Source organism: Streptomyces sp. NPDC088794, assembly GCF_044750545.1.
GTDB lineage: Bacteria > Actinomycetota > Actinomycetes > Streptomycetales > Streptomycetaceae > Streptomyces.
This window is the reverse complement of record NZ_JBIVKB010000005.1, coordinates 270,047-285,435: the sequence shown is the minus strand read 5'-3', so window position 1 is coordinate 285,435 and position 15,389 is coordinate 270,047. Positions and strand designations below refer to the sequence as shown.

General features: G+C 70.8%; 11 protein-coding genes. 3 read left to right on the top strand and 8 right to left on the bottom strand.

Annotation, left to right across the window (positions count from 1 at the left end):
- Positions 1-6: 6 nt before the first annotated feature.
- From urtC to urtA, 3 genes are all read right to left on the bottom strand, one after another.
- The gene (gene urtC / locus ACIP6U_RS16625) at positions 7-1,113 is read right to left on the bottom strand and encodes an urea ABC transporter permease subunit UrtC (RefSeq protein ID WP_401717607.1); all 1,107 of its coding nucleotides are present in this window, start codon (positions 1,111-1,113) and stop codon (positions 7-9) included.
- The gene (gene urtB / locus ACIP6U_RS16620; protein ID WP_124001598.1) at positions 1,110-1,994 is read right to left on the bottom strand and encodes an urea ABC transporter permease subunit UrtB; all 885 of its coding nucleotides are present in this window, start codon (positions 1,992-1,994) and stop codon (positions 1,110-1,112) included. The genes urtC and urtB overlap by 4 nt, the downstream gene beginning before the upstream one ends.
- 74 nt (positions 1,995-2,068) lie before the next feature.
- Complete coding sequence (urtA, locus tag ACIP6U_RS16615; protein WP_401717603.1) at positions 2,069-3,322, bottom strand: urea ABC transporter substrate-binding protein; 1,254 nt, start codon at positions 3,320-3,322, stop codon at positions 2,069-2,071.
- Positions 3,323-3,701: 379 nt separating this feature from the next.
- Between urtA and ACIP6U_RS16610 the strand changes: the two genes are divergently transcribed.
- Both ACIP6U_RS16610 and ACIP6U_RS16605 read left to right on the top strand, forming a co-directional pair.
- Positions 3,702-4,142: an SRPBCC family protein gene (locus ACIP6U_RS16610; protein WP_401717600.1), complete on the top strand. Its 441-nt coding sequence runs from the start codon at positions 3,702-3,704 to the stop codon at positions 4,140-4,142.
- Between the two features lie 118 nt (positions 4,143-4,260).
- A complete protein-coding gene (locus ACIP6U_RS16605) occupies positions 4,261-6,516 on the top strand; it encodes a PQQ-binding-like beta-propeller repeat protein (protein ID WP_401717597.1) in 2,256 nt (751 codons plus the stop codon).
- Positions 6,517-6,552: 36 nt separating this feature from the next.
- Here ACIP6U_RS16605 and ACIP6U_RS16600 read toward each other — a convergent pair whose 3' ends face one another.
- The 5 genes from ACIP6U_RS16600 to ACIP6U_RS16580 form a co-directional block, all read right to left on the bottom strand.
- Positions 6,553-7,704 carry an XdhC family protein gene (locus ACIP6U_RS16600; protein ID WP_401717594.1) on the bottom strand — a complete coding sequence of 384 codons (1,152 nt, stop codon included), beginning with the start codon at positions 7,702-7,704 and terminating at the stop codon, positions 6,553-6,555.
- Between the two features lie 48 nt (positions 7,705-7,752).
- Positions 7,753-9,210 (bottom strand): NCS2 family permease, encoded by a 1,458-nt coding sequence (locus ACIP6U_RS16595; RefSeq protein ID WP_401717591.1) that lies wholly within the window; start codon positions 9,208-9,210, stop codon positions 7,753-7,755.
- 207 nt (positions 9,211-9,417) lie between these two features.
- Positions 9,418-11,826: a xanthine dehydrogenase family protein molybdopterin-binding subunit gene (locus ACIP6U_RS16590; RefSeq protein WP_401717588.1), complete on the bottom strand. Its 2,409-nt coding sequence runs from the start codon at positions 11,824-11,826 to the stop codon at positions 9,418-9,420.
- 1 nt (position 11,827) lies between these two features.
- Positions 11,828-12,412 (bottom strand): (2Fe-2S)-binding protein, encoded by a 585-nt coding sequence (locus ACIP6U_RS16585; RefSeq protein WP_401717585.1) that lies wholly within the window; start codon positions 12,410-12,412, stop codon positions 11,828-11,830.
- Positions 12,412-13,302: an FAD binding domain-containing protein gene (locus ACIP6U_RS16580; RefSeq protein ID WP_401717582.1), complete on the bottom strand. Its 891-nt coding sequence runs from the start codon at positions 13,300-13,302 to the stop codon at positions 12,412-12,414. The genes ACIP6U_RS16585 and ACIP6U_RS16580 overlap by 1 nt, the downstream gene beginning before the upstream one ends.
- 319 nt (positions 13,303-13,621) lie before the next feature.
- Between ACIP6U_RS16580 and ACIP6U_RS16575 the strand changes: the two genes are divergently transcribed.
- On the top strand, positions 13,622-15,292 hold the full coding sequence (locus ACIP6U_RS16575; protein WP_401717579.1) for a PucR family transcriptional regulator: 1,671 nt from the start codon (positions 13,622-13,624) through the stop codon (positions 15,290-15,292).
- Positions 15,293-15,389: the final 97 nt, after the last annotated feature.

Here is a 15,389-nt window from a genome sequence, read left to right as displayed (position 1 = left end):
CGCCGCTCATGCCGTCTCCCCCACCGTCACAGCAACCGGTTCTTCCGTACGGGTCACAGGCGCCGGACGCGTACGCCGCCTGCGCAGGACGACCCACAGGGACGCGAGTCCGCCCGGCAGGAAGCCGACCGCCAGCACGAACAGCAGGCCCTGGAGGTAGGTCCACGCGGCCGGGAAGGCGTCGGAGAGCGTGCTCTGCGCCCAGGCCACGGCGATCGCGCCGAGCACGGCGCCGACCAGCGAGGCCCGACCGCCGACGGCCGCGCCGATCACGAAGCCGATGGACGGCACGATCCCGATCAGCGCGGGCGAGATGATCCCCACGGCCGGTACGAACAGGGCGCCCGCGAGTCCCGCCATGCCCGCGGCGACGACGTACGCGACGAGCTTGACGTTGGCGGGGTCGTAGCCGAGGAAGCGGACCCGTTCCTCCGAGTCCCGTACCGCGACGAGGAGTTCGCCGTAGCGGCTGACGAACAGCTGGCGGGCCAGGGCCATCAGCGCGAGCAGCACGGCGGCGATGATGAAGTACACCATCCGCTGGTTGACCGGGTCGTCCAGCGAGTAGCCGAAGAAGCCCTGGATGTCGGTGAGTCCGTTGGTGCCGCCGGTGGTGGCCTGCTGGCCGATCAGCCAGATCGACAGGGCGGCGGCGAGCGCCTGGCTGAGGATCGCGAAGTACGCGCCCTTCACCCGGCGCCGGAAGACGAAGAAGCCGAGCACCGCGGCGACGGCCATGGGCAGCAGCACGGTCATGGCGAGCGCGAAGAGCGGGTTGGTGAACGGCTCCCACCACCAGGGCAGCGCGTCCGAAGTCCCGTACAGCTGCATGAAGTCGGGGAGTTTCTCGCCGGTGGCGGCCGCGTCGGTGAGCTTGAGGTGCATGGCCATGGCGTAGCCGCCGAGGCCGAAGAAGACGCCCTGGCCGAGCACCATGAGACCGCCGCGGCCCCAGGCGAGGCTGACGCCGACGGCGACGATGGCGTAGCAGAGGTACTTGGCGAACAGGGAGAGACGGAAGTCGGAGAGGGCGAGCGGGGCGACGCCGAGGAGCAGGACGGCGCCGAGGAGGAAGGCGCCCGGGACCCGGAGGCGGGTGAGGGTCGTCGTCATGCCAGGCTCCGGGTGCGCAGGGTGTACAGGCCCTGGGGCCGCCACTGGAGGAAGGCGACGATCGCCACGAGCACGCCGACCTTGGCGACGCTGACCGTGGTCGAGTACTCCAGGACCGACTGGAGCACGCCGAGCGCGAAGGCCGTGATGACGGCGCCCTTGAGCTGTCCGATGCCGCCGACGACCACGACGAGGAAGGCGTCGACGATGTAGTTGGTGCCCATCGTCGGGCCGATCGGGCCGACCAGGGTGAGCGCGACGCCGGCCACGCCCGCGAGGCCCGAGCCGATGAAGAAGGTGATCCGGTCGACCTGTCCTGTCGCGATGCCGGAGACCTCGGCGAGGTCGCGGTTCTGCACGACCGCCCGGATGCGGCGGCCCAGCGGGGTGAACCGCAGGACCAGCGTGAGGCCGAGGACGCACAGGAGCGCCAACCCCAGGATGAACAGGCGGTTGTTGGCGAAGGTGACCCCGCCGGCCGAGATGTTGCCGGTGAGCAGATCGGGCGCGGCCGTCTGCACGTTGGGGGCGCCGAAGACGTCCCGGGCCAGCTGCTGGAGCATCAGGGAGACGCCCCAGGTGACCAGCAGGGTGTCCAGGGGGCGGGTGTAGAGGCGCCGGATGAGCAGCCATTCGAGCAGCGCGCCCATGGCGCCGGCCACGAGGAAGGCCAGCGGCAGCGCGACGAGCAGGGAGGCGCCGGCGCTGCTGATGGACTTCTGGAGGACGTACGTCGTGTAGGCGCCGGCCATGATGAACTCGCCGTGGGCCATGTTGATCACGCCCATCTGACCGAACGTCAGGGTGAGTCCGAGGGCGATGAGAAGCAGGACGGCACCGATGCTGATGCCGGTGAACGACTGGTTGAGGACGACCGTCATGAAGCGGCTCCGGGGGCTCCGGGAGGGGACGGGGGTGCGGGTGCCGGTGGGGGCGACCAGGAAGTGACGGGCAGTCAGGAGAGGCTGCTCGCCCAGGAGTAGCCCTTCAGGTACGGGTCCGGCTTGATGGGCTTGCCGGAGTTCCAGACCTCCTCGATGAGGCCGTCGGAGCCGACCTTGCCGATGCGGGCCGTCTTGTAGACGTGCTGGGTGGCGCCGTCGACGGTGACCTTGCCCTCGGGGGCGTCGAGGAGGATGCCGTCGCTGGCCGCCTTGACCTTGGCGACGTCGAAGGAGCCGGCCTTCTCGACCATCTCCTTCCACAGGTAGAGGGAGATGTAGGCGGCCTCCATCGGGTCGGAGGTCGGCTTGTCCTTGCCGTAGGCGGCCTGGTAGGCCTTCACGAACGTGGTGTTGGCGGCGCCCGGGGTGGTCTCGTAGTAGTTCCAGGCGGTCAACTGGCCTTCCAGGTACTGCGTTCCGATGCTCTTGACCTCCTCCTCGGCGATCGAGACGGAGAGCACCGGGAGGCTCTTGGCGGTCAGGCCCGCGGACTTGTACTCCTTGAAGAAGGCCACGTTGCTGTCGCCGTTGAGGGTGTTGAAGACGGCGTCCGCGCCGGCGCTCTTGACCTTGTTGGTGATGGTGCTGAACTCCGTGGAGCCCAGCGGCGCGTAGTCCTCGCCGACCACCGTCATGCCCTTGGCCTTCGCGTACGCCTTGATGATCTTGTTGGCGGTGCGCGGGAAGACGTAGTCGCTGCCGACCAGGTAGAGGCGGGTCAGCCCCTGCTTCTTGAGGTAGTCGAGGGCGGGCACGATCTGCTGGTTGGTGGTGGCGCCGATGTAGAAGATGTACGGCGACTGCTCCAGGCCCTCGTACTGCACCGGGTAGAACAGCAGCGACTTGTAGCGCTCGAAGACCGGCTTGACGGCCTTGCGGCTGGCCGAGGTCCAGCAGCCGAAGGTGGCGACGACCTTGTCGTCCTTGATCAGGGCCTCCGCCTTCTCGGCGAAGGTCGGCCAGTCGGAGGCGCCGTCCTGGCTGATCGGCTTGAGCGTCTTGCCCAGCACGCCGCCGGCCGCGTTGATCTCCTTCACGGCGAGCAGCAGCGCGTTGTGGACGGTCACTTCACTGATGGCCATGGTGCCCGAGAGCGAGTTCAGCAGGCCCACCTTGACGGTGCTGCCGGAGGTGTCGGCCTTGGCGCCGGCGCCGGACGAGGTCTCGGTGCCGGTCTTCGCGCCACAGGCGCTGAGCGCGGCGGACGCGCCGACGGCCGAGGCGCCGACCAGCAGACCACGTCGGCTGATGCTGAACCCGGACATGCAATACCTCCTTGCCCGAAGGCAGATGAAAAGAGATCGTGAAATTCGGGAAGGGAAATACGAACCGCCGACCTGGCGGCCTGAGCTGCGGAAGCGCGGACCACAGACTGCGCCGGGCCTGTTTCCTTCGCGTTTCGCGGCGATTGATGAACCGTTGCGCTTGACGCACGGCAAAAGAATCAACAGGCGGCCGCGGATGCGCGGTCGGCGACATCTCGGTAAGGGAAATTATTGCTTCCTGCGGAAAGTATCCTGTTCACGGACTAAGTGAGCGGCTCCCCGACCGGGCTGCGTCTTTCGACGGTCGCGCCACTGGGCCAAGTGCGTGGCGGGCGGGCGAACACGCCGTTGAGCAGCCGCGATTCCTTACGATCGTGTCGTGGTCACCTTCGAGCTCGAACGCACGGCACCCCTCCCCCTGGCCGAGGCATGGCGCCGCCTCACCGAGTGGCCCCGGCACGGTGAGGTGGTCCCGTTGACCCGGGTCATCGTGGCCACGCCCTCCCCGACGCACGTGGGCACGGTGTTCGTGGCCCGCTCGGGACTGGGCCCGCTCCGCTTCGACGACCGGATGGAGGTCACGCTCTGGCAGCCCCCGTCGGACGACGAACCCGGCCTGTGCCGGCTGGAGAAGCGGGGGCGGGTCGTGCGGGGCTGGGCCGAGATCGAGGTGCGGCCGGGCCCCGGCGGACGCAGCCGGGTGGTATGGCGCGAGGAGCTGGGGGTGCGGCTGCTGCCGGGGCTCTTCGACCCGGTGCTCGTGCGGGCGGGCCGGTTCGTGTTCGGGCGGGCGGTCAACCGGCTGCTCAGGATGGAGTGACCGAAGGTGACCGACCGGTCGGTTCCTCGGTCGGTGCACCGGCCCGCGAACCGACGCCCTAGGGTGAACCCCTTGAGTGGTCCGTCCAGGCGAGAGAATGGGGAAAGGTGACCGGCGCATGTCGCTGAGCTCCGGAAATGCCGAGTCCACGGGCGCGTCCATAGCCGGCTACACGCTGATCGACCGACTGGGCAGCGGCGGCATGGGCGTGGTGCATCTGGGGCTCTCGGCCTCGGGGCGACAGGTCGCGATCAAGGTCGTGCACGCTCAGTACGCGCTCGACGAGGAGTTCCGGGCCCGCTTCCGGCAGGAGGTCGCGGCGGCGAGACGGGTGAGCGGCGCGTTCACCGCGCCGGTCGTGGACGCCGATCCCGACGCCGAGCAGCCGTGGATGGCGACGCTGTACGTGCCGGGCCGGACGCTGACCGAAGTGGTCGCCGAACAGGGCCCGTTGAGCGGGCGTCGGCTGCGTACCCTCGCGCTGGGCCTGGTCGAGGCGTTGCGGGACATCCATCGGGCGGGGGTCGTGCACCGGGACCTGAAGCCGAGCAACGTCCTGATCGCGGAGGACGGTCCGCGCGTGATCGACTTCGGCATCTCGCGCGCCGCCGACAACGAGGACCTCACCGTCACCGGCCGGCTGATCGGCACCCCGCCCTTCATGTCGCCCGAGCAGTTCTCCTCCCCCAGGGACGTCACCGCCGCCTCGGACGTCTTCTCGCTGGGCTCGCTGCTGGTGTACGCGGCCACCGGGAACCGCCCCTTCGAGGGCGGGAGTCCGTACCTGACGGGCTATCAGGTGATGTACGAGGCACCGAAGTTGGACGGGGTGCGCGAGCCCCTCCGCTCCCTCGCCGCCCGCTGTCTGGAGAAGGACCCGGCGGCCCGGCCCGGTCTGGAGGACCTCCACCGCGACCTGCTGACACTGCCGGTGGACGAGTCCGCGGAGTCCCTGCCGGACCTGGCCTCCGACCTCACCGTGCCGGACGGCACGACGGAGCCGGGGTCCGGCCGTCGCCGAAGCTCCCGCCCGCGCCCCGGACCGGCGGCCCACCAGGCGGACACCGCGACGGACACGGGATCCGGAGCGATCACGGGACGCGGCCGTCGGACGCGGCGCGTTCTGCTCGGCGTCGGCGCGGCCCTGGCGGTGACCGCGATCGGCATCACCACCGCGCACCTCGTAGCGAGCGGCGGAACCGGCGGGGCCTCCTCGGACGCCTCCGCGAGCCCGGCCGCTCCCGCCGTGAGCCTGCCCGCCGACTGGCGCCCCTGGCGGGCGAGCCTGCTCTCCGCGAAGAAGGGCGACCCCCTCGACGAGCTCAAGCCCGGTTGCGTGGCGGGCGGTTCGACCGCCGTGTACTGCGCGGGCACCGGCTTCACGACCGTCCGGCTGAACGCCGCCTCCGGCCGGGTCGCGTGGCGGAAGGGCACCAGCCCCGAGACCTCGCGCCCCGTGGGCGTACGGGACGGCCGCGTCTACACCTACGTCAAGCCGGACTCGACCGAGACCTACATCCCCCGGCGCCTGGTCGCCCTGAACGCGGGGACCGGCGCCCAACTGTGGGCACACCCGGTCAGCGAGGACCGTGACGCCGTCCTCTTCGACAGCGGGGTCCTGGCGATGGACGAGAAGGCGACGCAGTACGTCGCCTACGACGAGACGGGCCATCTGCTGTGGACCACGCGCGCCTCGTCGAGCGTCGGCGACGCCTGCACCCCGGCGGTCCTCGGCGGCACCCCGTACGGCCTGTGCACACCCGCGGACGATCCCTCCAAGGGCGAGGTCGCCCTGGTGCACCTGGACCCCGTCGACGGCACGGCGAAGGAGATCGCCACCCTGCCCACGGGGGCCGTGCCGCTGGGCACGGCCGACGGACGGCCGCTGTTCGCGGTACCGAAACTGGCGGAGGGTTCCTTCGGCAGCGGCGAGGACCAGCCGTACACCACCCTGATGGCGGTGGACCCCCTCGGCGGGGGCCGGCGGATCCCGCTGCCCGGCACGACACGCGGCACGCCCACGCTGGTCGGGGATGTCGTCCACTTCGTCCGTCCCAACGGCACGGTCACCGCCGTGCGGGTGAGCGACGGCAAGCGCCTGTGGCAGCGGGAGACGGACATCGAGAACCTCTCCACGCCGGTGTACTCGGCGAAGTCCGACACGCTGTACCTCGCCAACCAGTACGGCCGGCTGCTCGCCCTGAACGCCCGTACCGGTGTGGTGCGTTGGCGCACCTCCGCACTCCAGGACCCCGGTGACTCCGCGAGCGACACCGTGCCGTCGGTCCTGCTCGTCAAGGACGCGATCGTGGCCGTGGCGGGCGACACGGCCTTCTCGGTACGACCGGACAGGCCGAAGTCCGTCGCGAAGTGACCGGCCCTGCCCAACGCCTTTGTCAGCGAAGCCCGTTCAGGCCACCGACCCGATCCGCCGGGGTGGCGCCGACGTGGGGTCGTGGTGGATCGGCGTGTGGGCGCCGGCGAGGGAGACCCCGCTGCCGCCGCGCCGGTCGGCGACGATCTCGGAGGCGATCGACAGCGCCACCTCCTCCGGCGTCCGGGCGCCCAGGTCGAGGCCGATGGGCGAGCGCAGCCGCGCCAACTCGATCTCGGTCACGCCGACTTCGCGCAGCCGCTCGTTGCGGTCCAGGTGGGTGCGGCGGGAGCCCATCGCGCCGACGTAGGCGACCGGCAGCCGCAGCGCCAGCTCGAGCAGCGGGACATCGAACTTCGCGTCGTGGGTGAGCACGCACAGGACGGTGCGTCCGTCCACCCGCGTCCGCTCCAGGTACTTGTGGGGCCACTCGACGACGATCTCGTCGGCATCCGGGAAGCGGGTGCCGGTCGCGAAGACGGGACGCGCGTCGCACACCGTCACGCGGTAGCCCAGGAACTTGCCGATGCGGACCAGCGCCGACGCGAAGTCGATCGCGCCGAAGACGATCATCCGGGGCGGTGGCACCGAGGACTCCACCAGGAGTGTGAGCGGCGCCCCGCACCGCGAGCCCTGTTCGCCGATCTCCAGGGTGCCGGTGCGGCCCGCGTCCAGGAAGGCGCCGGCCTCGGCGGCGACCGTGCGGTCCAGCTCCGGATGGGCGCCGAAGCCACCCTCGTAGGAGCCGTCGGGGCGGACCACGAGCGCGCGGCCGGTCAGGTCCGCCGGGCCGGAGACGATCCGCGCGACCGTCGCCGCCTCACCGCTCGCGGCGGCGGCCAGCGCGGCGGCGACCACCGGCCGGGCGGGATCGCCGGCCCGTACCGGGGTCACGAGGATGTCGATGACGCCGCCGCAGGTCAGGCCGACGGCGAAGGCGTCCTCGTCGCTGTAGCCGAAGCGCTCAAGGACGGTCTCGCCGTCCTGGAGGGCCTGCCGGCACAGCTCGTACACCGCGCCCTCCACACAGCCGCCGGAGACCGAGCCGATCACCGTGCCGTCGGCGTCCACCGCGAGGGCGGCGCCCGGCTGACGGGGGGCGCTGCCGCCGACGGCCACGACGGTGGCCACGGCGAAGTCGCGGCCCCGCTCGACCCAGCGGTTCAGCTCCTCGGCGATGTCCAGCATCTCTCGGTCTCCTTAACAGCGGTTGCGCGAAGGGTCGTTGGCAGGGCGCTAGTGCACGCCCATCCAACTCTCAATGGGGTTGAGGGAGAAATAGACCAGGAAGATCACTGTCAGGCCCCACATGAAGGCACCGATCTCCCGCACCCGCCCCTGGGCGATCTTGATGGCGACGTACGAGACGACACCGGCCGCGACACCCGCGGTGATCGAGTAGGTGAACGGCATGATCACGACGGTCAGGAAGACCGGGATCGCGGTGGCCCGGTCGGCCCAGTCCACGTGCCGGGCGTTCATCATCATCATGGCGCCGATGACCACCAGGGCGGCGGCCGCGACCTCGCCCGGGACGATCGCGGTGAGCGGGGTGAAGAAGAGACAGGCCGCGAAGAACAGGCCGGTGACGACGGAGGCGAGTCCGGTACGGGCCCCCTCGCCGACGCCGGTCGCCGACTCGACGAACACGGTCTGCCCCGAGGCGCCCGCGACACCGCCGATCGCACCGCCCGCGCCGTCGATGAACAGCGCCTTGGACAGGCCCGGCATCCGGCCCTGCGCGTCGGCCAACTTGGCCTCGGTGCCGACTCCGATGATGGTCGCCATCGCGTCGAAGAAGCCGGCCAGCACGAGCGTGAACACGATCATGCCGACCGTCATCGCGCCGACCTGCCCCCAGCCGCCGAACTCGACCTTGCCGAAGATCGAGAAGTCCGGCATCGAGACCGCGCTGCCGTGCAGTTCGGGCGCGCCGCTCGCCCACTGCTTGGGGGCGATGGCGCCGACGGCGTTCAGGATCACGGCGAGCACGGTGCCGCCGACGATGCCGATCAGGATGGCGCCCGGGATGCCGCGCGCCTGGAGCATGAAGATCGCGAGGAGGGTCACGGCGAACAACAGCACGGGCCAGCCCGCCAGTTCACCGGTCGGGCCCAGGGTGACCGGGGTCGCCTTGCCCTGGTGCACGAAACCGGCCTTGTAGAAGCCGATGAGGGCGATGAACAGGCCGATGCCCATGGTGATCGCGTGTTTCAGCGCCAGCGGGATCGCGTTCATGATCAGCTCGCGCAGGCCGGTGACGACCAGCAGCATGATGACCACGCCGTACATCACGCACATCCCCATGGCCTGCGGCCAGGTCATCTGCGGGGCGACCTGCGAGGAGAGCACGCCGGAGACGGACAGGCCGGCGGCGAGGGCGAGCGGCACCTTGCCGAAGAAGCCCATCAGGAGCGTGGTGAAGGCCGCGGCGAACGCGGTCGCGGTGATGAGCGCGTTCTGGCCGAGGGTGTGCCCCGCCACGTCCTTCCCGGACAGGATCAGCGGGTTGAGCAGGAGGATGTACGCCATCGCCATGAAGGTGGTGACGCCGCCGCGCACTTCGCGTGCGACGGAGGATCCGCGTTGGGTGATGTGGAAGTACCGGTCGAGCCAGGACCTGCCGGCCGGGACGCGGGTGCCTTCGCCCGCGTCTTCGGCCGTGGTCCTGGGCTCCAGGGACTGCTGGGTCATGGTGCCGTCTCCCAAGGTTCAAAGGTGCACCCGTGAACGTCCTTGCGTTCAGCGGGATTTGGGATGTGCACGACCCGGGGGACGGCCCGAGACGAACAGATTTGCCGAGTCGGGGGCAACGTCGATCAACAGTTGCCCGGCGTCGGGGTGCCGCTGCGCCCACCCGTGCCGCCCCAGCGGCACGACTGCCCGCAGCGGCGGCGGGTGTTACGCGGTTCCTGTCAGGTGTTCTGGACGCACAGGCGTCCGGTTCAGCTCCAGGCCCGTCGCGTTGCGGATGGCGGCCAGGACCGCCGGCGTCGACGAGAGGGTCGGCGCCTCGCCGATGCCGCGCAGCCCGTACGGGGCGTGGTCGTCGGCGAGTTCGAGGACGTCGACCGGGATGGTCGGCGTGTCGAGGATGGTCGGGATGAGGTAGTCCGTGAAGGAGGGGTTCCTGACCTTCGCGGTCTTCGGGTCGACGATGATCTCCTCCATCACCGCGACGCCCAGGCCCTGGGTCGTGCCGCCCTGGATCTGGCCGATGACGGAGAGCGGGTTGAGCGCCTTGCCGACGTCCTGGGCGCAGGCCAGTTCGATGACCTTGACCAGGCCCAGCTCGGTGTCGACCTCGACGACGGCCCGGTGCGCGGCGAAGGTGTACTGAACGTGGCCGAAGCCCTGTCCGGTCCGCAGGTCGAAGGGCTCGGTCGGCCGGTGCCGCCACTCCGCCTCGACCTCGACGGCCTCCCCGTCGAGCACGTCGACCAGGTGGGCGAGGACCTCGCCGCCGTCGGTGACGACCTTGCCGCCCTCCAGGAGGAGCTCCGCGGTGGCCCAAGCGGGGTGGTACGTACCGAACTTGCGGCGCCCCAGCTCCAGGACCTTCTCTCGGACCAGCTCGCAGGAGTTCTTGACGGCGCCACCGGTGACGTAGGTCTGGCGGGACGCCGAGGTCGAACCGGCGCTGCCCACCCGGGTGTCCGCCGGCTGGATCGTCACCTGCGTGACGCCCAGTTCGGTGCGGGCGATCTGCGCGTGGACGGTGACGCCGCCCTGGCCGACCTCCGCCATCGCGGTGTGCACGGTCGCGACCGGTTCACCGCCGACGACCTCCATACGGACCTTGGCCGTCGAGTAGTCGTCGAAGCCCTCGGAGAAGCCGACGTTCTTGATGCCGACCGCGTAGCCGACACCTCGTACGACGCCTTCGCCGTGCGTGGTGTTGGACAGGCCGCCCGGCAACTGCCGTACGTCCGCGGCCTCGCCGGCCGCGAGCCACTGCTGCTCGGGCGGCATGGGCATCGCCTGGACGCGGCGCAGGAGTTCGGCGACGGGCGCCGGGGAGTCGACCACCTGCCCGGTCGGCATCACCGTCCCCTGCTCCATCGCGTTAAGCTGACGGAACGCGACCCTGTCCATGCCCACCTTGTCGGCGAGCTTGTCCATCTGGGCCTCGTAGGCGAAGCACGCCTGGACCGCGCCGAAGCCGCGCATCGCGCCGCAGGGCGGGTTGTTGGTGTAGAGGGCGATGGCCTCGATGTCGACGTTGTCGACGACGTAGGGGCCGGCGCCGAGCGAGGAGGCGTTGCCGACGACCGCCGGAGAGGCGGACGCGTAGGCGCCGCCGTCCAGGACGATCCGCGCCTTGAGGTGCGTGAGCTTGCCGTCCTTCGTCGCGCCGTGCTCGTAGTGGAGCTTGGCGGGGTGGCGGTGGACGTGGCCGAAGAAGGACTCGAAGCGGTTGTAGACGATCTTCACGGGTTTGCCGGTGCGCAGGGCCAGCAGACAGGCGTGGATCTGCATCGACAGGTCCTCGCGACCGCCGAACGCGCCGCCGACGCCGGACAGCGTCATCCGGACCTTGTCCTCGGGCAGACCGAGGACGGGCGCGATCTGCTTGAGGTCCGAGTGCAGCCACTGGGTGGCGATGTAGAGGTCCACGCCGCCGTCCTCGCCCGGCACCGCGAGACCGGACTCCGGGCCCAGGAACGCCTGGTCCTGCATGCCGAAGGTGTACTCGCCCTCGACGATGAAGTCGGCGCGCTCGCGGGCGGATTCCACGTCTCCGCGGACGATCGGCTGCCGGTGCACGATGTTCGGGTGCGGGACGTGGCCGATGTGGTGGTCGTCGCGGCCCTCGTGGACGAGGATCGCGTCCGGCGCGGTCGCGGACGACTCGTCGGTGATGACCGGGAGTTCGCGGTACTCGACCTTGATCTTCGCAGCCGCACGGCGCGCGGTCTCCGGGTGGTCGGCGGCGACGATCGCGACCGGCTCGCCGTGGTGGCGGACCTTGCCGTGGGCGAGGACGGGGGTGTCCTGGATCTCCAGGCCGTAGTTCTTCACGTCGGTCGGCAGGTCGTCGTACGTCATGACGGCGTACACGCCCGGGGTCTTGAGCGCCTCGACGGTGTCGATGGAGACGATCTCGGCGTGCGCGACCGTGGAACGCAGGATCTGGCCCCAGAGCATGTCCTCGTGCCACATGTCCGAGGAGTACGCGAACTCGCCGGTGACCTTGAGGGTGCCGTCCGGGCGGAGCGTGGACTCGCCGATGCCGCCCTTGGTCTGGGAACCCTGGGTGACCTTGGTGGGAGTGCCGATGGGGGCGCCTTTTGCGGAGCTGCCGGGCATGTCAGACCGCCTCTCCCTGTCGGGCGGCCGCCAGGCGCACCGCGTCCATGATCTTCTCGTAGCCGGTGCAACGGCACAGGTTGCCCGAGAGCGCCTCGCGGATGTCCGCGTCGGTCGGGTTCGGGTTGTGCTCCAGCATCTCGTCGGCGGCGACGAGGAGACCGGGGGTGCAGAAGCCGCACTGGACGGCGCCGGCGTCGATGAAAGCCTGCTGGATGGGGGCGAGTTCGACGCCCTCGCCGGTCTGCGAGTCCAGCGGCTTCGCCTGCCAGCCCTTGGCCTCGTCGAGTGACGTACCGCAGGATCCCGTTCCACAACTCCCGTGCTCGGCACGCTGCTTGGCGAAGTCCGCGAGACCTTCGACGGTCACCACGTCCCGGCCCTCGGCCTGTCCGGCCGCGACCAGACAGGAACACACCGGCACGCCGTCCAGGCGGACCGTGCAGGAGCCGCATTCGCCTTGCTCGCAGGCGTTCTTGGAGCCGGGCAGGCCCATCCGCTCGCGCAGGACGTACAGCAGGGACTCGCCCTCCCACACGTCGTCCGCTTCCTGCGGGCGGCCGTTGACAGTGAAGTTGACGCGCATTACGCAGCTCCCTCCGAGGCGCGGCGGGCGCCGCGGTAGGACTCCCAGGTCCAGGTCAGGGTGCGGCGGGCCATGATGCCGACCGCGTGGCGGCGGTAGCTCGCCGTGCCACGGACGTCGTCGATCGGGTTGCAGGCGGCGGCGCACAGGTCCGCGAACTGCTTGGCGACGGACGGGGTGATGACCTTGCCGTTGTCCCAGAAGCCGCCCTCGTCGAGGGCCGCGTTCAGGAACTCCTCGGCCGTCTTCGCGCGCACCGGGGTGGGGGCGGCGGAGCCGATGCCGGTGCGGACCGTGCGGGTCCCGGGGTGCAGCGCGAGGCCGAAGGCGCACACGGCGATCACCATGGCGTTGCGGGTGCCGACCTTCGAGTACTGCTGCGGGCCGTCCGCCTTCTTGATGTGGACGGCGCGGATGAGCTCGTCGGGCGCCAGCGCGTTGCGCTTCACGCCGGTGTAGAAGGCGTCGATGGGGATCAGTCGGGTGCCGCGCACCGACTCGGCCTCGACCTTGGCGCCGGCCGCCAGCAGGGCGGGGTGGGCGTCGCCGGCCGGGGAGGCGGTGCCGAGGTTGCCGCCGACACCGCCGCGGTTGCGGATCTGCGGGGAGGCGACCGTGTGCGAGGCGAGAGCGAGCCCCGGCAGCTCGGCCCGCAGGTGCTCCATGATCCTGGTGTACGGGACGGAGGCACCGAGCCGCACGCTGTCCTCGCCGGTCTCCCACTCGTAGAGGTCGGCGACGCGGGTCAGGTCGAGCAGGTACTCGGGCCGCCGGTGGTCGAAGTTGATCTCAACCATCACGTCGGTGCCGCCCGCAATCGGCACAGCGGTGGGGTGCTCGGCCTTCGCGGCGAGCGCCTCCTCCCAGCTGGCGGGGCGAAGGAAGTCCATGACCGGCTCTCTTCTTCGTCTCGTGGGTCGTACGGGTCGTACGCGTCGTACGGAATGAGCCAGATCGTGTGCGGCGGCCCCGGCTCGTTCATGTGCTGTTTACGCGGAGTGGGCTCAGTACACAGCGTCGTACTCCACCAGGGTCAGTCACCGAAACCATGAAGGAGTTGGCTGGCCAACGCGGGCATCTTGTAGATTCGTATGAATGGAGGTCATCAGCAACCTCTCGGATTTCCTGTGGAAACGTGGGACACGGTCCCGCGCCCACGGCCCCTCAGGATTCATCGTAGTTTTCGAGACACGGAACGGCGGCGACGAGATGCGGCTGCGCGCGCTTCTGGACACGGATGCGTTGGGCCTCAGGCTGCTCGGCGGTGCGGACGAGCTGGATCGCACCGTCCGGGGTGTCATGACCACCGACCTCAGGGACCCCAGCCGCTATCTGTCCGGCGGCGAACTGGTCCTCACGGGTCTGGCCTGGCGCCACGACGCCACCGACTCCGAGCCGTTCGTACGGCTCCTGTCGCAGGCCGGGGTGGCGGGCCTGGCGGCCGGCGAGGCCGAGCTCGGGGCCGTCCCGGACGACCTGGTGACGGCCTGCGCCCAGCACCGGCTGCCGCTGTTCGCGGTGCACGAGTCCGTTGCCTTCGCGACGATCACCGAGCATGTCGTACGGCAGGTCAGCGGCGAGCGCGCCGGGGACCTGGCGGCGGTCGTCGACCGGCACCGCCGGATGATGACCTCGGGCCCGACGGGCGGCGGTCCCGACGTGGTCCTCGACCTGCTCGGCTCCGACCTGGACCTGCGGGCCTGGGTCCTGTCCCCCACCGGCCGCCTGATCGCCGGCCCCAAGGTGAGCGGCGCGCTGCCCGCGGACACCTGCGCCAAGCTGGCCGGCGCACAGCTCGCCGCCGCCCGCACCGGCCGGCGCGGCCCCCACCGGGTGACGCTCGGCCCGTCGACGTACAGCCTCTTCCCGATCCGCAGCACCGGCCGTCCGGCGCAGGCCGGCCGGGACGTGCGCGAGACGGTGCTGTCGGACTGGCTGCTGGCCGTCGAGGCGGACGCGGGCGACTGGCCCGCCGAGCGGCTCGACCTGCTCCAGGGCGTCACCCAGCTGATCTCGGTCGAGCGGGACCGCCGGGACGCGGCGCGCACGGTCCGCCGGCGCCTGGCCCAGGAGGTCCTCGAACTCGTCCAGGCCGGCGCGGCCCCCGGCGAGATCGCGGCCCGGCTGAGAGTCGCGGCGCCGGTACTGCTGCCCGGCCTGGGCGCGGCCCCGCACTGGCAGGTGGTCGTGGCGCGGGTCGACTGGGCGGGCACCGACATCGAGCCCGGCCCGGTCGCGCAGGCCCTCCTGGAGGAGATCCTGGTCGACCCGCTCGCCACCGGGCCCGAGCCCTCCGACCGCATCGCCGTGGCCCACACCGGCGACGAGGCGGTCGCCCTGGTCCCGCTGCCCGCCGTCTCCACCGAGCACGACGGCTCGGAGTCCGGGATCGTCGCCGACGCGCTCCTGGAGTCCGTACGGCAGCCGCTGTCGGCCGGTCTCGACGACGACGGACAGGTCACGCTCGGCGTCAGCGCGGCCGTGCACTCGGCGGAGGGTCTGCGCGGCGCCCTGGAGGAGGCGCGGCACGCCCGCCGGGTGGCCGCGGCCCGCCCCGGCCGGGTCAGCGCGGCCGGCCACCAGGAACTCGCCTCGCACGTCCTGCTGCTGCCGTTCGTCCCCGACGACGTCCGCCGCGCCTTCACCGCCCGCCTGCTGGACCCGCTGCGCGAGTACGACCGCCGCCACCGCGCCGAGCTGATCCCCACCCTCGAGGCCTTCCTGGACTGCGACGGCTCCTGGACCCGCTGCGCGACCCGGCTCCACCTGCACGTCAACACGCTGCGCTACCGCGTCGGCCGGATCGAGCAGTTGACGAGCCGTGATCTCTCCCGCCTTGAGGACAAGCTGGATTTCTTCCTGGCACTGCGGATGAGCTGATCTCGGGCAGGGCCCTGGGCTCCGCCGACACCCACGACTTTGTGAAATCCTTCACCTACCCCCTTGGCCCGGTACCTGGATTCGTGCTGAGATGCGG